Below are 18,569 nucleotides of genomic sequence, written 5' to 3'. Positions count from 1 at the left end.
TTATTAGAAGAAGTCGCTCTGGATGAATCCGAAGTCCATCAACTCAGCGTCCTGCACCGGGCTGAAGGCGTTGATGCGGTTCTTGGCGGTCAGGGGTAAAGGTGGGTCGAGCAACGCATTGTTTTTGTCGTAGCCCTGGCCGATGACGGCAAAGATGATTCCGTTCCAGCCTTTGACAAAGTCTTCGACCTTGTAGCGTTTATGACCGAGTACCGGATCGCCGATGTACACCCAGCCGTTGTGGACTCTTTGCATGACCACAAAGTGTTTGTAGCCACGGATATCCATGAGTACAACAACCGGTATCTTGATGTCGTTCAGCGTTTCAGTGGCCACCCGATAGCCACGGGCCCGCATGCCGATACTTTCCACGTAACGCTTCATGTCGAGCATGGAAAAGCCCTGAACGCGGACCAGATCCTGATCGGCGTGTGCCAGCATCCCTTCAATGATCTGTTCTTCATTCACGTCCAGCCAATAGGCCTGACGCAATACGGTCGCCAGCGCAGCCGCGCCGCAACTGAAATCGGTTTTCTGTTGCACCAGGTCGGCAAACTTGCGCTCGCGTATGCTCTGGATCGGCTTGTACACCACCGCGCCACCCGGCAGGATGGAAAGCGGCAGTTGCGCAGCCTCGATCACACTGGACACGCAAAGCAAAAATGCCAAGGCGATAATTCGCATGATTGGACGCCCCCTGGATGTTTTGAAAAAAGGCCCCCGTGAGGGGGCCTCCAGAGACAGCATTAGAACGAGGTGTTGGAGATGGCCAGCGAGTTGCTTTGTTGGTTACCCACACCGGCCGCTACGTTGACGCCCAGGTTGCCGCTGCCGCCATTCACCGAACCGCTCAGGGTTGCAGTGTTGGTGACAGGGTTGGCCCAGCCGGTTGGAGTCAGCACTTGATAAGAGACAGAGTTGCTCAAATCATAAGAGCTGCTTTCACTGTAGGCTTTCGCTTTTTCCCACTCGGATTCGGACGATTTGCTGCCCGATTTTTCGAAGGAAGAGGCGTTCGCTTTCTCGTACGATTTATCGATCGATTTTTCGAACGAGGAATCGCGCGATTTGTCGTACGAGGATTCGTGCGACCTGTCGTACGAGGAATCGCGCGACCGGTCAAACGAAGATTCGCGCGATTTGTCGAACGACTTATCTACCGCTACGTCAAGTGTTGCGTCAAGCGATGCGCTGAGCGATGCCTCGGAACTCCTGCTACGGGTGCGATCGCCAAAGCCATTGTTGAAGGTAGTGGAACTGGAAGCCGCTGCTTCAGCGTCCAAAGTAGCACCCAGAGAAGCAGTCAACGAAGCACTCGAAGAACCGCTGGCACTGCTGCTGTTGGAACCACTCGAGTTGCTGCTGTTGGAACCACTCGAAGCACTATTGTTGGAACCGCTTGCACTGCTGCTGTGAGAACCGCTTATATCAGCGCTAAAGGAGCCGCTGGCTTCAGAGCTCTTGGAACCGGCTTTGTTCCAGCTCGAAGAAGCGCTTTGACTGCCGCTGGCCTCGAAGGACTTATCGCGAGAGAAACTACCGCTTTTGGTTGTGGTGAGGGTGATCGTATCGAGGCGATAGGTCCGATCGGCGGAGTTGGTCACTACGAGGCCAGGACCGTTTTGATCGGCAGAGGCGGTGGCGGTTGCGCTGCCCAGTGGTGCATTGGAGTTGGCAATGGCCATGGTGTTTTTCTGCTGGTTCAAATCGCCGCCAGCAATGTTGATCCCCATGTTGCCGCTGCCGTTATTACCCGATCCGCTCATCGTGGCAGAGTTTGTTACGCCGTAGTTGACCACCTTGTTGTTGTTGCTGTACTGCCGGACGCTGGCGGTGGCGGACGCATTGCCGAACACGAAGCTGTTATCCAGACTGGAGTCGGCGCCTGCGTTTGCAATGGCGGCCGCGTTGTCTTGCTGGTTGCCTGCGCCTGCTGCCACGTTGACGCCGACGTTGCCGCTGGTGCCATCGGCAGAGCTGCTCATCTCGGCGCTGTTCTCAACCCCTTCGTTGTAGATGCGGTTGTTGGTACTGCTCTGCTTATCCCAGGCATTGGCAGTCGCATAGACAGGGATCTTGGTTGGAGGAGGGGTGTGGTGGCCGCCGTTATGATGGCCATTGTTGTGGCCGTGGCCACGGTCCCTATCGTTTTGTCCAGCTTGTACAGCAACAGCCATGACCGCAGCAATTGCGAAAACCAGAGGCTTGAGTGCCATCGAAGGTTTCATGGTGATTCTCCGTACTTATTTTAGGTTAAGTGTTGTTTCCTACCTGTTTGGGTCAATCCACGACCCGTACGCTCAGGGTGTTGGCCATTCGGTTTCCCACCCCGGCGCTCTGATTCAACTGAATCACCCCACGGCTACCGGTGAAAGCCTGGTCACTGGTGGTGACCTGGCGGAAGCCGGGTGTGGAGTCAGTTGGATCGGAGTTGTTGAGCAGCGCCACGTTCTGTTGCATGAGGACGCTGTCGTCGATACTTTGCGGCTGAGTACTGATACTGATGCGCAGTGCGTTGGCTTGCTGGTTACTGGCACCCGAGCTCTGGTTAACGCCCAGTGCGCCGTTGCCATGGCTGAAGGACGCGCCCTGGATGCTGGACCGAGCTTCCATATTGGGGTCGACCACCGTACGCAACCGTTGGCGGATCTGGGTGCTGGCACTGGCATTGTGGCCATTGGCGAAGGCCCGGGCGTTGGCTTGTTGTTGCAGATCGCCCGCCGCCTGGTTGACGGCGAGGTTGCCCTGATACTGCATGCCCGAACCGTCGATTTCGGCGTTATTGATGACGGGAGATTGGGCAAAGGTCGATGCACTGCAAAACATGGCGAGAATCAGCAGCGTACGATTCATCTTAACGGTCTCCCGTCATGATATTCAGCGCACCCAGGCCTCGCTGGACGCTTGAATTGACCATGTTGGCGATACCGCTGCCGGAGTTGCCCGAACGTCCGGCGGGGAGGTTGGAAAGCTGGGTCTGGTTGCTGATGTTGCCGCCCAGGTTGCCGGTGCCCTGATTGATCAGGCCGGAGATGCCTGTGCCACTGGTGACGCTTGCAAAGTCGCCGTCGTTCAACTCGTTCGTTTGTTTGAGGATCTGTTGCGACGGGTTGGCGTTGACAGTGGTGGGGTTGGGGTCGGGAATCACCGGCGCACGGGTGGCCATGCGCGTTTTGACATCACGGGTGATCACAATGATGCCGTTGTCGGCCTGTACAGGCACGCAGACACTTGAGCCCAGTGCACATCCGATCAGCAGGAGGCTATAGAAGCTTTTATTATTGAATTTCCCCACGGCGGCAATTCCTTCTGTGAGTGCAACGCTGGCCCTTATCAGCGGTGCGAGGTACAGAGCAGAAGGTGTGCCGTTTTTGGTTTTTCCATTGAAAACAGCGGGTTGGCTTTAATTGTCGAAGTAGTCAAAAAAAAATGTAAAGCCACTGAGACAGAACCGCTCTAGAACGCCGTCTCCGCTGGCGCCATAGCTCGCTACGGGCGCTGCAGGCAGGTTGTATCAGTGGCTTAACATTTCTTGCCGAATTACCTGGAAGGCTTTAGCTCGCGGGTTTGCGCAGGATGAGTGTTTCAGGAATGGACAGTTCGCCAGGGCGGGCACCCCTGTCAGGTCTTGAGCAAGCGTGTCACTGCCTCTAATGCCGCGTCCTGGCGCTGTTGCCAATCCCCTTGCAGGACCTGATATGGCTGGCGGTGCAGGTCGAGCCATTGGCGACTGGCGTGGAAAAACGCCTGGCGTTCTACCAGTTGCGGCTGGCAACGCTGCCCGTCGTCATGCCAGGCCACGTTTTCAGGGCTCAGCAGCAGATGCAGATCGTAATGCCGTGCCAGCAATGCTTGCTCGATCCACTTCGGGCAATCGCCAAACAACGTGCGACTCCAAAGGATATTGCTCAAGAGGTGCGTATCAAGAATCAGCAGTGACGGCTGTTTGGCGCGTGCTTCATCCTCCCAAGTCAGCTGGCCATGTGCTATTGACGAAATGTCATCATAGCGGGTTTCGCGTGCTTTGCTGTCGATGAAGTGCCGAACGTACTCATTGACCAATATGCCGCCAAAGTTGGCGTGAATCTCGTTCGAAAGCCAGCTTTTACCGCTGGATTCCGGCCCTGTGAGCACCAGGACTTTCATGTGCGCAACGCCGGGGCCGCGCGCCATTCGCGCCAGCCCTGCACAGCCAGCAGCAGGAACAATCCATACAAAACGGCCGTCAGGTACAGCGCTTTGTAGACGAACAACCCGACGAAGATCACATCCAGGACAATCCACAGCGGCCAGCACTGCACGCGTTTTTGCGCCATCCACAATTGCGCCACCAGGCTGAAACCCGTGAGTGCGGCATCGAGCCAGGGTTGGGCGGCGTCGGTCCAGTGGGCCATGGCGGCGCCCAACAGCAGGCTGCCAATCGCGCCGAGGGCCAGGCCGAACACTACGTATCGACCGTCGAGCCAGCTGACCTCGCGCCCATGCCGTGCATCGCCGGCATGGGTCCATTGCCACCAGCCGTAGATCTGCAGGCCAGCATAGATCACTTGCAGCAGCATGTCCGAATACAGCTTCACTTCGAAAAAGATCCAGCTATAGATAAGCACCATGACCAGGCCGATCGGCCAGCACCAGGGGTTCTGCTTGACCGTCAACCAGACGGCAATGACACCGAGAGTGGCGGCAAACAGTTCAAGCCCGGACATGCAGGTTCCTTGAGGGAAGTCAGAGAGGGGGCGGATTGTAACCTCAGGCACCCTCCTGTGGGAGCGAGCCTGCTCGCGAAGAGGCCAACCCAGCCAACATCTATGCCGACTGACCCACCGCTTTCGCGAGCAGGCTCGCTCCCACAAGGGGTCATGCAGGTGATTCTTCGGCTTATACGCGGAACTGCCTGAGCAACCCGTTCAACTGCTCACTCAAATCCTTGAGCCGCACGCTCGCCACGCTGGACTGTTCAGCTGCCAGCGCGGTGCTGTGGGAAAGCCCGGCTGCTTGCGTGACGTTCTGGTTGATGTCCTCGACCACATGCGCCTGCTGCAAGGTCGCGCTGGCAATCGATGCGTTCAGTCCGTTGAGGTTGCGCAATGCCTGGCCGATGGCATTCAGGCTGGCGCCGGCCAGACCGGCTTGTTCGATCGTGAGTTGCGAAGCGCGACTGCTGTCGCCGATCACCTTGACCGCTGCCTCGGAGTGGCTTTGCAGGCGTTCGATCATCGACTGGATTTCTGCTGTGGACTTCTGGGTACGCTGGGCCAGCAGGCGCACTTCATCGGCCACCACCGCGAACCCGCGACCTTGCTCGCCAGCGCGGGCCGCTTCGATCGCGGCGTTGAGGGCCAGCAAATTGGTTTGCTCGGCGATGGAGCGGATCACTTCCAGGACGCTGCCGATCTGGTTGCTTTCGCTGGCCAGTGTGCGGATCACTTCCACCGCCTGATCGATGGTGGAGGACAGGGTATCGATTTGCTTGAGACTGCCGTCGATGTTGATCTGGCCTTGTTGCGCCTGGGCTTCGGCATCGCGCATTTCGCTGGCGGCATGCTCGGCGTTCTTCGCCACATCCTGCACGCCATAGGTCACTTCATTGATCGCGGTGGCCACCAGTTCCATCTGTTGCGATTGTTGCTGGCTGCGTTGTTGGGCCTGGGTGGCGTCGTTGCCCAGCTCGCTGGACGATTGCCCCAGGGCACTGGCGGACACCTGCAACTCACCGATCACCAGCCGCAGTTTGGTGGTGAAGGCGTTGAAGTGTCGCGCCAGTTGCGTGACTTCATCCTGGCCGTGGGTGTCGAGGCTGCGGGTCAGGTCGCTTTCGCCGCTGGCGATATTGGCCATCGCGTTCACAGTTTCCTGAAGCGGGCGGACGATGCTGCGGGCAATCACGATCACCAGCGCCGCCATGATCAGTGCGATGGCCAGGCCGATCGCCGATGCTTCCCAGACCTGGCCGTAGAACTCGGCCTGCATGTCATCGATGTACACGCCCGAGCCGATCACCCAGCCCCAGGGTTCGAACAGTTTGACGTAGGAGGTCTTTTCCACAGGGTCGCTGGCACCCGGTTTCGGCCAGCGATAGTTGATGATGCCGGCGCCCTTGGCCTTGGCGACGGCGACCATTTCGTTGAACACCGCAAAGCCGTCCGGGTCGCGGATCGCCGAGAGGTTCTGGCCATCGAGTTTCGGGTTGGCGGGGTGCATGACCATCACCGGCGTCAGGTCATTGATCCAGAAATAATCGTTCTGGTCATAGCGCAGTCCGCGAACGGCGGTCAGCGCCTGCTTCTGCGCAGCTTCGCGGGTAAGGGTGCCGGCGGTTTCCAGGCCGTGGTAGTAGGTGAGAATGCCACTGGCGGTTTGCACCACATGCTGGGTTTTCTGCGCCTTGGCCTCATTGAGGTCTTCGTGAATCTGCTTGAGCATCAAGGCGCCCAATGCCAATAGCATCACGACGGCCACGATCAAGATGAGCCACAAACGCCGACTGATCGACATATTGCGCAAGCTGTTCATAACGCGGTGCTCCAGATTCTTGTTTTTGTGGTTGTTCTTGTAAGAAGAGATCGCCAGCATCCTGTCCGGCCCGAGTACGCGGCAACGCCAATCGGGCTTCTCTCACAGGATTTCGGCCCCGCGCGGAAAAACCTGAATGCAAATTGATTTTTCACGGAATTTTCCCCGGCCTGCGGGTATCTTGTGCACGCGGGTTTTCAACTACGCTGAACGCTTTGAAAAATACTGACGGGGCATGCGTTGACGCACAGCCTTTGGGGGATTGATGGATCTTTGGACTGCCTTTCAGGCATTGATTCTTGGGGTTGTAGAAGGGCTGACAGAGTTTTTGCCCATTTCCAGTACCGGGCACCAGATCATTGTGGCCGACTTGCTCAATTTCGGTGGCGAGCGCGCCATGGCGTTCAACATCATTATCCAGCTGGGGGCGATCCTGGCGGTGGTGTGGGAATTTCGCCGCAAGATTTTCGATGTGGTCATTGGTTTGCCGACGCAACCCAGCGCACGACGCTTTACCGCGAACCTGCTGATTGCCTTCTTTCCCGCCGTGGTTCTGGGGGTGATCTTCGCCGACTTGATCCATCACTATCTGTTCAACCCGATCACGGTGGCCGCCGCGTTGGTGGTGGGCGGTATCGTCATGTTGTGGGCGGAAAATCGTCAGCATGAGGTGCATGCCGAAACAGTGGATGACATCACCTGGAAAGATGCCCTGAAAGTCGGCTTCGCCCAGTGCCTGGCGATGATTCCGGGGACCTCGCGCTCCGGCTGCACAATCATCGGTGGTTTGTTGTTCGGCCTGTCGCGCAAGACCGCCACCGAGTTTTCGTTCTTCCTGGCGATGCCGACCATGGTGGGTGCCGCCGTGTACTCGGGCTACAAGTACCACAAGCTGTTCGTACCGGCCGATTTCCCGGTATTCGCCATCGGCTTCGTCACCGCGTTCATCTTCGCGATGATCGCCGTCAGGGGCTTGCTCAAGTTCATTGCCAGCCACAGCTATGCGGCATTTGCCTGGTATCGGATCGCATTCGGGCTGGTCATCCTGGCCACCTGGCAGTTCGGTTGGGTCGACTGGACCGCGGCCAAGCCATGAGTGACTCGGGCGCGCGCAAACACTCCGCACGCCCATCGGGAGGCGAGATCCGTAATCTTCGGTTGAAGTTGCTGGTGTTCGCGATCCTGTGCGCGCTGCCGCTGTTCGGTTCGATGTCGATGTGGCTGCGAGGGGTTTCGCTGATCCCCCTGGCGGCCTACGGCATCGTCAGCGTGCTGGCGTTCTTGCTCTACTGGAGTGACAAGCGCAAGGCGCGCGCCGATCACTGGCGTACCCCGGAGAACGTCCTGCATGCGCTGGAGTTCGCCGGTGGCTGGCCGGGCGCCTTACTGGCGCAGCAAATGTTTCGGCACAAGACGCGCAAGTTTTCCTTTCAACTGGTGTTCTGGCTCATCGTGCTGCTGCATCAGGTGTTCTGGATCGACATGCTGTTTCTCGGCGCCCATCTGTTCGCCTTGTTCTGAAAGACAGTGAGCAACCCCTGTGGCGAGGGAGCTTGCTCCCGTTGGACTGCGCAGCAGTCCCCTTCTTTTTGGGGTAAGAGGGGGCCGCTTCGCGGCCCAACGGGAGCAAGCTCCCTCGCCACAAAATATTCGTCTTATTAACGACCGGGGTTTAGAGCAACAACCCCACCTGCGTGCGCTTGGGCAACTTGCCGACCACCAGTTGATGGGATCGTCGCAACAAGCCCTGCAACTCTTCGGCGCCAAGCGGGTAGGGTGTCGCCATGATGATCCACTGGGCCCGCGCCAGATAAGGCGCCGGATGAATGCCGGGACGGTCGCAGTGACCCAGAAACAGATCCTTGTCAACCTTGAACGCCAGGGATTCGCCACGCAGGTTCTGCAAGGCGAACATCTTGTTGCCGGCCACGGAAAACACCCGCACGCCACCCCATTTGTAATCCTCTCGAGCACCGGGCAAGGCCAGGCAAAAGGCCGCGACCTGCGCATCACTCATGCGTGCAGCCTTCATGACAAACAGTCTCCATGGGCATTGAATGTATCGATCAAAGGGTTGAGCCGGGCATGTATTGCGGGCGGAGAGTCACCAGCGATCATGCTCACGCTATCGTGCGTCAAGTCCGGTAGAGGGCCTACTGCAGCCTCCGCACTCCCTTAGAGCGGTTTCTCCCGGCGGGGTATGTGAAACACGTTCTATCACCTGCGATACTCCGCCCTGTATTCAGACTGCGAGTAAATTGCTCCGTGTACGATTTCAATGATTTGTACTTTTTTGTTCAGGTCGTCGACCACAACGGTTTCACAAGTGCGAGTAAAAAACTCGACATACCGAAATCGAAACTGAGCAGGCGCATTGCCTCGCTTGAAGAGCGGCTCGGTGTCCGCCTGATCCAGCGATCAACCCGCAAGTTCACGGTCACAGAAATCGGTCAGGATTACTATCGCCATTGCGTGGCGATGCTTGTTGAAGCCGATGCAGCCGAACAAGTGGTCGAGCATTCGCGCTCCGAACCTCAGGGAATCGTGCGTATCAGTTGCCCACCGGCTTTGGGTGCCATGGGGGTCAGTGACATCATCGCGGAATTCATGGTACTGCACCCTAAAGTTCAGGTGCATATCGATAGTACAAATCGTCGCGTTGATGTGCTGGGTGAGGGGTATGACATCGCGCTGAGAGTGCGTTTTCCGCCACTGGAGGACGACAACCTGGTGATGAGAGTGTTGGGTGACAGCCATCAGAAGCTGGTCGCGCGGCCATCGTTGATTGAAGGGCTGACACTGCAAACACCCAAGGATTTGGCACGTTTGCCGAGCATGGATCTTGGCCCACCCAACCGTGAGCACAGGTGGACTTTTTTAGGCGCAAAAGATCAACTGATCGAGGCCGTCCACGCGCCAAGATTTGTTACTTCGGACCTTGATGCACTGCACCGCGCCGCCATACAGGGGGTAGGGGTCGTGCAAATGCCTGAGATCATGGTTCGCCATGCCATACATGATGGGCTCTTGGTGGAAGTACTGCCTGAGTTCGTACTTCGTAGTGGACTTATCCATGCAGTCTTCCCGTCTCGCAGGGGGTTGTTGCCTTCGGTCCGCGGTCTGATCGATAAGTTGGCTGTGGATTTTGGCGCCAACGCCGAAGCGGACAGGGTCGCTTGCGAGAAAGCCGGGAAGGCGCATCCGGCCATGCGGTAGGTGCAAATGTGGATGACTTTGCCAAAGCCGCCAGGAGAGCCCTGCGAAGACATCCGCAGCGCCCTGAACCGTACCTTGATCAGGACACAGGTGACGGCGAGTGAAAGGCTGAGCAGCGATGGCTACTCATCTGTACTACCCGCTTGAGAACGAACGGGATGCAGCTCCTCAAAAAAATAGTGAGAGGATGAGGGGGCAATGGTCCCTTCAGTTCTGAGGTTCTGGTGTGCGCGTTTTTCAGCGGGGCCAGTCTCGAGATAAAAGCTGTACAAAATAATAATTTGGTATAGCTTTTAAGGGCGTCTCTTGAGTCTTATCGAGGCCTTTGCATGACCCCGCAGAAGGACCGCTTATTCCGCCACCTTATCTGTCTCGTTCCGATGCTCCTGAGCGCAGACCTGTTTGCTGATTGGCGCGAGGCTTTACCCGATGCTCGTCGGGTGGGTAGCGGGGAGCTGCGCGTATTCGGTTTCTCCATCTACAACGCGCAATTCTGGAGCCCACGCCTGATTGCCGGCGATCCGACCGGTGTGAATAGGCCTTTTGCGCTGGAGCTGACCTACCGCCGCGATATCAGTCGCGAGGATCTGGTCGAGGCCAGCATCAAGGAGATCAGACGCCTGTCGCCCACGCCTCCGAATTCGGAGTTGATGGCCCGTTGGGAGCAGGAGATGCGGCAGGCGTTTGTCGATGTGCGCGCCGGTGATCGCATCACAGGCGTCTATTTGCCTGCTGAGGGCGCACGTTTTTACGTCGGCGAGAATCTACGGCATGTGGTGCGGGATGACGCGTTCGCCAAAGCTTTTTTTGCCATCTGGCTTGATCCCCGAACCCGCAACCCGCAGTTGCGCGCCCAATTGCTGGGCGCCGCAAAACCCTGAAACCGTAGAGGAAATGCACATGTTGAGGATATGGATCTTGGCGTTGTGCATCAGCCTTGCAAGTTGCAGCCGGGTGGATGTGCAGACCTACAGCCAGGAAATGCCCAAGCTTGATTTGCGCGAATTCTTCGAGGGGCGGGTCGAAGCCTGGGGCATGTTTCAAAAGCGCTCAGGTGAGGTCACCAAACGCTTCCACGTAGAGATCAATGGCCATTCCGCCGGTAACCAGTTGATCCTCGACGAGTCATTTACATACAGCGACGGTACTCAGCAAAAACGGGTGTGGACGCTGACCCCGGCCGGACCTGGCCAATGGCGTGGAACCGCTGGCGACGTGGTGGGCGAAGCGCATGGCGAGGTTGCAGGGAATACATTGCGCTGGCGCTATGTGCTGAGGTTGCCGGTGGATGGCAAGGAGTATGAGGTTCATTTAGACGACTGGATGTACTTGATGGACAAGAACACCATAATCAATCGCTCGTTCATGACCAAATTCGAAGTGGAAGTTGGCCAGATCACCTTATTCTTGCGCAAGCAGTCTTGAGTCAACGCGCAGACTCCAGGGCTATCCGGTGCAATGCCGGCATCAATAGAGCCCATATCAATGCGAGTATCAGGACACTGGGCCAAACACCCAGCGGCAGGCCCACGTCCGCTAACCTGGCGCCGCCCCAGTAAGAGAGAGGCCCGCCAAACGCCCCCAGTAGGCTGCCCATCCACCAGGGGCGCTTTGTCCAGCTCAGGCTGTGACGCAAAGTACTGGCGAAGAGAAGCCAAAGTATTGCCAGCCAAAGGGGTAAAACAAGCGTGGCACCGGGAAACTGAAATACCCCGAGGTGCAGTAGAGCGCTGTCCAGAATCCAACCGCAGGCGGCCACCCATAACAGCAAGCGCCACTCATTGGGGGTCTTTGAAATCCAAAGCAGGTGTATCGCCAGACAAGTTATTGCAATCAGCAATAGCCACGGCCGTTGCGCACCCAAAACGCAGGCGAACCAGCCGAGCTGGAAAAGCCCTGCGTTGAGCAACGACCGGCCTCGCACGTTCACGCCTCCAGACCGAAGGGCTGCGGCCGTGCTCCGGGTTTGGCGAGTAAAAGGTGCGCGGTGCCGATGCTTCGTTCCAGAAAGCCGCCCTCGCAGTAGCACAGGTAAAACTCCCACAGGCGGTAAAACGTCTGGTCGTAACCCAACGCTTCCAGGTTGTGCCGGCTGCGTCGCAGATTGTCATGCCACAGGCGAAGGGTACGGGCGTAATGAAGGCCGAAGTCCTCCATGTGATGAAGGTTCAGGTCGGTGTCGCGACTGATGGTGTGCAGCATGGAGCTCACCGAAGGCAAGGCACCGCCCGGGAAGATATAGCGCTGGATGAAGTCGACTGTTTTTTTCGTCTGCTCGTAGCGCTGGTCTCGAATGGTGATGGCTTGCAATAGCATAAGCCCGTGTTCCTTGAGCAGGTGGGCACACTGTTTGAAGTAAGTGGGCAGAAAGCGGTGGCCGACGGCCTCGATCATCTCGATCGACACCAGCTTGTCGTATTTGCCCGCCAGGTCACGATAGTCCTGCAACAGCAGGGTAACCCGGCCTTGCAGGCACTGCTCTTCGATCCGGCGCTGGGTGTAGGCGAACTGCTCACGCGACAGCGTGGTGGTCGTGACCTTGCAGCCGTATCGGGTGGCCGCATAAATGGCCATGCTGCCCCAACCGGTGCCGATCTCCAGCAGGTGGTCACTGGGTTTGAGATCGAGCTTTTGGCAGATGCGCTCCAGCTTGTACATTTGAGCTTGTTGGAGGCTATCGTTGTTTGAGCGGAACATGGCGGCGGAGTACATCATGCTGGGGTCCAGCAGTTGTTCGAACAGCGCGTTGCCCAGATCGTAATGCGCACAAATGTTGCGTTGCGAGCCTTGGCGGGTGTTGCGGTTGAGCCAATGCAGCGCTTTTACCAAAGGACGGCTTATACGAGCCAGGCCGCGCTCCATTCCATCCAGCACTTCGAGGTTGGCAACGAACACGCGGATCACGGCGGTCAGATCGGGACTGCTCCAGTATCCGTGGATGTAAGCCTCGCCGGCGCCAATTGAGCCATTGACCGCCACCATTGGCCAAAGCGCCGCATTGTGCACTTCGATTTCGCCATGTGGCGTCGCACCAGGCTGGCCAAAACTCAGTGGCTCACCGTCGACGATGATTACCAAATGACCGTTGCGCAGGTGCGCCAGCTGACGCAAGACGCCTTTCTTCAATACGCGCGCGCCCATCCCGTTGGCAGCAGAGCCAAAGGTCATTGGGGTCAAGCTAGGATTCGTCATGGCGAGACTCCAGATTCGCGGTGCGATATTCACCGACGGCAGCTTTATGGGAAAACAGTGGCAGACGCTTGAGCAGCAGACGCAGGGCTTGCGAGTAAATGCCGAGCAGGGTCTTGCCGGTCATCCAGGGAAAGTCCAGAAGGTGGCGATGCAGGCTTTGGCGCGTCAGTTCGACACGCTCCAGACCCAGGCCCGCCTCAAATACTTTTTGCTCACCTTGCCAATCCTGCATGGTCACGTGCAGCGCCTGGCCGGGAGCTGAAAACCGCATGCGGTACTCCAGGTCTCGAGGCAGGAAGGGCGAGACGTGAAAGCTCTTGGCGACCCTGTGGCGTGAGTCACCGGTGGCGTTGGTCGGCAGCACATAGTGGTAACGCTCTCGCCAAGGGGTATTACTGACTTCGCAGAGAATGGCGGCCAGACTGCCGTCCGATTCAAAGCAATAAAACAAGCTGATCGGATTGAAAGACAGCCCCCAGCTGCGCGGCTGGGTGAGCAGACAGATTCTTCCCTGCGGCGCGTGCCCGAGGGCCTGTTCCACACGCTGGCGCACGGCATCGATCAGGGACATGCCTTGACGCGTTGACTGCGGCAGGTAGTCAGTTTCGCGGAAGGCAAAGGCAGCCCAGCGCGAATGTCCGGCCAGCCAGGACAAGGCCAGCACCTGTTGTTGTTCCGCCAGATCCAGGTAGAGCATACCCATGCGGTAGCGAAACCCATGGGCGCGCGGCAGCAGCCGGCGGTGGTTGACCCAGCCGCGGTACAGGGCGCTGTTCACAGTCGTTCTCCGAACGCGGCTGCCACTCGCAAGGCACTGACCACGCCGTCCTCGTGGAAACCGTTGGCCCAGTAGGCGCCGCAGTAATAGCTGTTCTGGGCGCCTTGTAATTCTTGCCATCGTGCCTGAGCAACCATTCCTGCCTGGCTGTATTGCGGGTGGGCGTAGCGGAAACGGTCGAGGATTTTGCTCGGGTCAATGGCCGCGGTCTGGTTCAGGCTGACGCAGAAGGTGGTGTTGCTCTGCAGCCCTTGCAGGATATTCATGTTGTAGGTGACCGCGGCCAGATGCTGGGCTGAGTCACCGAGGCGGTAATTCCAGCTCGCCCATGCTCGGCGACGGTTCGGCAACAGACGGGTATCGCTGTGCAGCACCACATCGTTTTCGGCGTAGTGCAGTGCGCCGAGTATCTCCCGTTCGGCTTGGCTGGGAGCGACCAACAGGCGTAATGCCTGGTCGCTGTGGCAGGCGAACACTACGTTGTCAAAGCGCTTGCTTCCTGTCGCACAGTGCAGGGTGACCCCACCTAAGTCACGCTCCACCCGATACACCGGGCAGTTGAGGCGGATACGTTCGACAAAGCCGGCACTCAAGGCGGATACGTAGCTGCGCGAACCGCCGCTGACCACACGCCATTGTGGCCGATTGGTGACGGACAGGAGCCCGTGATTTTTGCAGAAACGTACGAAAAACTGGAGCGGAAAGCGCTGCATCTCGCCTACTGACATCGACCAGATAGCCGACCCCATAGGGACTATGTAGTGTTCGATAAAACGTTGGCCGTAGCGGTTTTCCCGTAGATAGGCACCCAGCGTGGTCTCGGCAGTTATGCGCTGTTCGTCCAGGTCACGCAGGGCTTGGCTGTTGAAGCGCAAAATTTCACGCAACATGCCCCAGAATCCAGGTGAAAGCAGATTGCGCCGCTGGGCGAACACCTGGTTGAGGTTGCTGCCATTGTATTCAATGCCGGTACGCGGATCCTGAACCGAAAAGCTCATCTCGGTGGGTTGCGAGGCTACGCCGAGTTGATCCAGCAGACGGATGAAGTTGGGATAGGTCCAGTCGTTGAAGACGATAAAGCCAGTATCGATGGCATAGCGTTCGCCCTCTATTTCGACGTCAACCGTATGGCTATGACCACCGATCCAGTCACTGGCCTCGAATACAGTGACGTCTTGCTGGCGGTGGAGCAGGTAGGCGCAGGTCAGGCCGGAAATACCGCTGCCGATGATGGCTGTTCTCATGAAGATTCTTCTTTAACCGGACGCACCATGCATTTGCCCAATGCCAGTTGCAGGCGCTGAGGCAATATGGCCAATGCGCGAAGAGCAGCAATGAATGAACCGGGAAAGGCGATTTCCAATGGCCGTTTTTCCAACCGGGTGGTGATGTAGGCGGCGGCTTTACCGACCGGCCAACGCATCGGCATCGGGAAATCGTTCTGTTGTGTGAGTGGCGTATCGACGAAGCCCGGGCTGACGAGCGTGACGTCGATACCCTCGTGTACCAGGTCGATGCGTAACGATTGAAACAGGTAACGCATTGCCGCCTTGGAGGCGCCATAAGCTTCGGCGCGCGGTAACGGCAGGTAGGTCACCGAACTGCACACTGCCACTAGATGAGGCCGCTGAGCCTTGCGCAACAGCGGTAGAGCAGCTTCCACGCAGTAAGCAGCGGAAAACAAATTGGCCCGCATCACGCGTTCAATCATGTTGGCTTCAAAGACGCCTGCATCCAAATACTCGCAGGTGCCCGCGTTGAGGATGACCTGATCCAGATGACCCCAGACTTGCCCGATTCGCTGCCCCATGGCCTGAACCACGTCAGGCTCAGTCAGGTCACCTGGCAGAAGCAGTACTTGTTGCGGGTAGTTCCTGTGCAAGCTTTCCAAGGCCTTTACATGGCGGGCACTGACGGCCAGGAAATGACCTTGGGTCAGTAAAATATCCGCCAGGGCGGCGCCAATGCCGCTGCTGGCTCCAGTGAGCCAGATGCGTTTCATGCCAACCTCCCTTTCAGCCAGCCAATGGCGGTCCCCATTAACGGCAGATGCTCGTAGAGCAGGGCGCCTGCATCGAAATAGTCGCGATGCTGATACACCTTCTCGTGCCATAGCAGATAAGAACAGCCAACAACCTCTATAAGTTGGCCACGGCGTAAACGGGGATGACGGTAATGCAGGGTCCAGCGCAAATAGCCGGCACCTTCCTGCATCTGGTCATGGCCGTGAAACGTGAAGCCAAGTTCGCTGACGTTGGCATACAGCTCTGTGAAGTAGTCGTGTAACGCTGTCAGGCCTTGGATCTCATGGAGCGGATCACTGAAGCGCACATCGTGGCTGTACAGCGCCTTGAGCGTGTGCAGATTACCGGCGTTCAGCGCTCCGAAGTCTTGGGCGAAACATCGCAGGAAGTCAGACACGTTGCGTCTCCATTGCCCGTCGGGCCTCGGGCAAATTCAAGGACCGTAAGGGGGGCGCGGCGACAACAGAGGCGGGTCGCGGATCACTCGCCAGGCGGGATGGATCAGTTCGCATGCAAGGGGCGCTGATCCTGGTCTTTCCGGTGTGCGCGCGATCGACCATGGAGCTCTCCCCCCTTCTCTTTACTTGTACAATTTGATAACTCTTGTACAGCTTTTAAAGGATAGGGTGCGCACTGTACAAGTCAATTTTTTTGTACAACTATTTCTGCCAATGTCCGGATCAACATACCGCGACGGCAATCAGGGATTTTGGTCGGATGCACGGGTGGCTGCGCTGGGATTTGATGCTCAATAGTCAGCGGGGAGAGGTGACCGATCAGCTAACCTCTTGGGCCTTGACGGTATTGCAGGTGAACCTCGATTGTTCTATCGGCAGGACAAACTTTCGCATTTATGCAGCCTAATCAACTATTGGTTTCGTCTGTAGGATTGTCTCCATCAGATCGCCCTGGCGGCGATCCTCACCTGGAGATCCCACATGAAACTGCTGCATATCGATTCGAGCATTCTTGGTGACAACTCGGCTTCCCGTCAGCTGAGCAGCGAAGTTGTGAAAGCCTGGCAAACCGCCGAGCCAACGGCCGTGGTGACCTACCGCGACCTGGCCGCCGATGCCATCAGCCATTTCTCCTCGACCACCCTGGTGGCAGCCGGTACGACCGCTGAACTGCGCGACGCCGCACAACAGCACGAAGCCGAGCTGAGCGCCTCGACCCTGGCCGAATTCCTTGCCGCCGATGCCGTGGTGATTGCAGCACCGATGTACAACTTCACCATCCCGACTCAGCTGAAGGCCTGGATCGACCGCATCGCCGTTGCCGGCCAGACTTTCCGCTATACCGAAGCCGGTCCTGAAGGCCTGTGCGGTGGCAAGAAAGTGGTGATCGTTTCGACTTCCGGTGGTCTGCATGCGGGCCAGGCGACCGGCGTTGCCCACGAAGAGTACTTGAAAGTGATGTTCGGTTTCCTCGGCATCACCGATATCGAATTCGTCCGCGCCCACGGCCTGGCATACGGTGACGAAGTGCGTATCAAAGCCATGAGCGACGCCCACACGCAAATCAGCGAGCAACTGTTCGCTGCCGCGTAAGGCTTGCGTAAAGACGTCGAACGACGCAGGCAATCCCCAAAAAACTCTGTATTCTGATCACGCAAGGGTCAGGTGTGGAGTTTTTTGTTTCTAGCTGTTGCATGATTTCAAGGGTATGGCCCGGGTTATGCAGTCGAGGGTGAACGTCTCCGGTTCGGTACAGGGTGGGGCATCCCATGATGCGTCTTTGTGCAACATTACTGATGTGTCTGTTCAGCAGCCTGAAGTCAGTGCACGCCGCCCCTGCGCCGCATCCCCACTGGAGCGTCGGCTACCACGAGATGAGTTTCCTCGATCCCCTTGATCTGCAACCGATGCGCGCCATCGCGTTCTATCCGTCCAGCGAAAAAGAGCACGCCAGCAAGCTTGAGGGGTACACGGTCGAGGCCGGCGAAGACACCAAAGTCGCCATGGGCCGTTTTCCCCTGCTGATGCTGTCCCACGGCAACACCGGAACCCCGCTGGCCCTGCATGACCTGGCCACGTCGCTGGCACGCAAGGGGTTCGTGGTGGTGGCGGTGATTCATCCGGGGGACAACTCTAAAGACCATAGTCGGCTCGGCACCATGAGCAACCTCTACGGCCGGCCGATCCAGATTTCCGAAGCCATCACTGCAACGCTGGGCGACCGCATGCTGGCGCCGTTCGTCAATGCCGATCAGGTTGGCGTCATCGGTTATTCGGCGGGTGGAGAGACAGCGTTGATACTGTCTGGCGCGACACCGGACCTGGATCGCCTGCGCCGTTACTGTCAGGAACGTCCGGACGACCGCGATGCCTGTAATACCCAGGGCGAGCTGATCGTCGACCGTGATGACTTGCAACCGGTGGCTGACCCGCGCGTCCGTGCGTTGTTGCTGATGGCGCCGCTGAGCCTCAAGTTCGGTCGTCATACCCTGGCCGACGTGCATGTGCCGGTACTGCTGTACAGCGGTGACGGCGACAAACTGGTGCCCTTCGACAAAAACGCCGCCGCACTGGCGCGCAAACTGCCAGTCGCGCCAGACTTCAAATTACTGGCCGGGGCAGGGCACTTCGTGTTCATGGCGCCGTGCAACGACGAACAGATCGTGATCATGCCGGCACTGTGCACCGATGCCGATGGCGTCGACCGTGAAGATATTCATCGCAATCTGATTTCCGAAGCCGGGCGCTTCTTCTCCCATACCCTGGGCAAGGCGACCCGGGCGGGGATGCAGACCGCGGATCAATAGATGCCCACATACCCCTGTGGGAGCGAGCCTGCTCGCGAAGGCGGCATTTGAGGCGCAGGAAATCTGGCGGATGCACTGGCCC

21 protein-coding genes are annotated in these 18,569 nt (G+C 58.0%); 7 read left to right on the top strand and 14 right to left on the bottom strand.

Going from position 1 to position 18,569, the window contains the following annotated elements:
• Positions 1 to 3: 3 nt before the first annotated feature.
• The 7 genes from ACW9HW_RS04675 to ACW9HW_RS04645 form a co-directional block, all read right to left on the bottom strand.
• Entirely contained in the window at positions 4 to 684 is a 681-nt protein-coding gene (locus ACW9HW_RS04675) for a C39 family peptidase (protein WP_095194166.1), read from the bottom strand.
• Positions 685 to 746: 62 nt separating this feature from the next.
• Positions 747 to 2,228: a heme utilization protein gene (locus ACW9HW_RS04670; RefSeq protein ID WP_095194167.1), complete on the bottom strand. Its 1,482-nt coding sequence runs from the start codon at positions 2,226 to 2,228 to the stop codon at positions 747 to 749.
• Between the two features lie 52 nt (positions 2,229 to 2,280).
• Entirely contained in the window at positions 2,281 to 2,853 is a 573-nt protein-coding gene (locus tag ACW9HW_RS04665) for an adhesin (protein WP_095194168.1), read from the bottom strand.
• A gap of 1 nt (position 2,854) precedes the next feature.
• Complete coding sequence (locus ACW9HW_RS04660; RefSeq protein ID WP_095194169.1) at positions 2,855 to 3,295, bottom strand: hypothetical protein; 441 nt, start codon at positions 3,293 to 3,295, stop codon at positions 2,855 to 2,857.
• Between the two features lie 326 nt (positions 3,296 to 3,621).
• Positions 3,622 to 4,146: an AAA family ATPase gene (locus ACW9HW_RS04655; RefSeq protein WP_095194353.1), complete on the bottom strand. Its 525-nt coding sequence runs from the start codon at positions 4,144 to 4,146 to the stop codon at positions 3,622 to 3,624.
• The gene (gene pnuC, locus ACW9HW_RS04650) at positions 4,143 to 4,706 is read right to left on the bottom strand and encodes a nicotinamide riboside transporter PnuC (protein ID WP_095194170.1); all 564 of its coding nucleotides are present in this window, start codon (positions 4,704 to 4,706) and stop codon (positions 4,143 to 4,145) included. Before pnuC ends, ACW9HW_RS04655 begins: the two co-directional genes overlap by 4 nt.
• Before the next feature lie 172 nt (positions 4,707 to 4,878).
• Positions 4,879 to 6,513 (bottom strand): methyl-accepting chemotaxis protein, encoded by a 1,635-nt coding sequence (locus tag ACW9HW_RS04645; protein WP_095194354.1) that lies wholly within the window; start codon positions 6,511 to 6,513, stop codon positions 4,879 to 4,881.
• Positions 6,514 to 6,778: 265 nt separating this feature from the next.
• On the opposite strand from ACW9HW_RS04645, the gene ACW9HW_RS04640 reads away from it, so the two are divergent.
• Together ACW9HW_RS04640 and ACW9HW_RS04635 are read left to right on the top strand one after the other, a co-directional pair.
• A complete protein-coding gene (locus ACW9HW_RS04640) occupies positions 6,779 to 7,609 on the top strand; it encodes an undecaprenyl-diphosphate phosphatase (RefSeq protein ID WP_095194171.1) in 831 nt (276 codons plus the stop codon).
• Positions 7,606 to 8,034 (top strand): DUF1294 domain-containing protein, encoded by a 429-nt coding sequence (locus tag ACW9HW_RS04635; RefSeq protein WP_095194172.1) that lies wholly within the window; start codon positions 7,606 to 7,608, stop codon positions 8,032 to 8,034. Before ACW9HW_RS04640 ends, ACW9HW_RS04635 begins: the two co-directional genes overlap by 4 nt.
• A gap of 151 nt (positions 8,035 to 8,185) precedes the next feature.
• On the opposite strand, the gene ACW9HW_RS04630 is transcribed toward ACW9HW_RS04635, so the two are convergent.
• On the bottom strand, positions 8,186 to 8,545 hold the full coding sequence (locus ACW9HW_RS04630; RefSeq protein ID WP_095194173.1) for an MmcQ/YjbR family DNA-binding protein: 360 nt from the start codon (positions 8,543 to 8,545) through the stop codon (positions 8,186 to 8,188).
• 233 nt (positions 8,546 to 8,778) lie between these two features.
• On the opposite strand from ACW9HW_RS04630, the gene ACW9HW_RS04625 reads away from it, so the two are divergent.
• From ACW9HW_RS04625 to ACW9HW_RS04615, 3 genes are all read left to right on the top strand, one after another.
• Complete coding sequence (locus ACW9HW_RS04625; protein WP_095194174.1) at positions 8,779 to 9,729, top strand: LysR substrate-binding domain-containing protein; 951 nt, start codon at positions 8,779 to 8,781, stop codon at positions 9,727 to 9,729.
• A 329-nt stretch (positions 9,730 to 10,058) separates the two neighbouring features.
• Positions 10,059 to 10,610 carry a chalcone isomerase family protein gene (locus tag ACW9HW_RS04620; protein ID WP_095194175.1) on the top strand — a complete coding sequence of 184 codons (552 nt, stop codon included), beginning with the start codon at positions 10,059 to 10,061 and terminating at the stop codon, positions 10,608 to 10,610.
• Positions 10,611 to 10,629: 19 nt separating this feature from the next.
• Positions 10,630 to 11,154 (top strand): DUF3833 domain-containing protein, encoded by a 525-nt coding sequence (locus ACW9HW_RS04615; protein WP_095194176.1) that lies wholly within the window; start codon positions 10,630 to 10,632, stop codon positions 11,152 to 11,154.
• Position 11,155: 1 nt separating this feature from the next.
• On the opposite strand, the gene ACW9HW_RS04610 is transcribed toward ACW9HW_RS04615, so the two are convergent.
• Genes ACW9HW_RS04610 through ACW9HW_RS04585 form a run of 6 tightly spaced genes read right to left on the bottom strand, consistent with a single transcriptional unit; the run spans position 11,156 to position 16,120 of the window.
• Complete coding sequence (locus ACW9HW_RS04610) at positions 11,156 to 11,653, bottom strand: DUF2878 domain-containing protein (protein ID WP_095194177.1); 498 nt, start codon at positions 11,651 to 11,653, stop codon at positions 11,156 to 11,158.
• 2 nt (positions 11,654 to 11,655) lie between these two features.
• The gene (locus ACW9HW_RS04605) at positions 11,656 to 12,897 is read right to left on the bottom strand and encodes a class I SAM-dependent methyltransferase (protein WP_457398756.1); all 1,242 of its coding nucleotides are present in this window, start codon (positions 12,895 to 12,897) and stop codon (positions 11,656 to 11,658) included.
• Between the two features lie 10 nt (positions 12,898 to 12,907).
• Complete coding sequence (locus ACW9HW_RS04600) at positions 12,908 to 13,699, bottom strand: DUF1365 domain-containing protein (protein ID WP_457398678.1); 792 nt, start codon at positions 13,697 to 13,699, stop codon at positions 12,908 to 12,910.
• On the bottom strand, positions 13,696 to 14,943 hold the full coding sequence (locus tag ACW9HW_RS04595) for an NAD(P)/FAD-dependent oxidoreductase (RefSeq protein ID WP_457398677.1): 1,248 nt from the start codon (positions 14,941 to 14,943) through the stop codon (positions 13,696 to 13,698). Before ACW9HW_RS04595 ends, ACW9HW_RS04600 begins: the two co-directional genes overlap by 4 nt.
• Entirely contained in the window at positions 14,940 to 15,701 is a 762-nt protein-coding gene (locus ACW9HW_RS04590) for an SDR family NAD(P)-dependent oxidoreductase (RefSeq protein WP_457398674.1), read from the bottom strand. Before ACW9HW_RS04590 ends, ACW9HW_RS04595 begins: the two co-directional genes overlap by 4 nt.
• Positions 15,698 to 16,120 (bottom strand): nuclear transport factor 2 family protein, encoded by a 423-nt coding sequence (locus ACW9HW_RS04585; protein WP_457398671.1) that lies wholly within the window; start codon positions 16,118 to 16,120, stop codon positions 15,698 to 15,700. Before ACW9HW_RS04585 ends, ACW9HW_RS04590 begins: the two co-directional genes overlap by 4 nt.
• A 541-nt stretch (positions 16,121 to 16,661) precedes the next feature.
• On the opposite strand from ACW9HW_RS04585, the gene ACW9HW_RS04580 reads away from it, so the two are divergent.
• Positions 16,662 to 17,273 (top strand): FMN-dependent NADH-azoreductase, encoded by a 612-nt coding sequence (locus ACW9HW_RS04580; protein ID WP_095194183.1) that lies wholly within the window; start codon positions 16,662 to 16,664, stop codon positions 17,271 to 17,273.
• 176 nt (positions 17,274 to 17,449) lie between these two features.
• Positions 17,450 to 18,487: an alpha/beta hydrolase family protein gene (locus ACW9HW_RS04575; RefSeq protein ID WP_457398668.1), complete on the top strand. Its 1,038-nt coding sequence runs from the start codon at positions 17,450 to 17,452 to the stop codon at positions 18,485 to 18,487.
• Positions 18,488 to 18,569: the final 82 nt, after the last annotated feature.

The sequence above is a fragment of the Pseudomonas sp. SDO5532_S415 genome, from assembly GCF_054071155.1.
The sequence above is the reverse complement of the archived record's forward strand: the minus strand, read 5'-3'. Positions and strand labels throughout refer to the sequence as shown.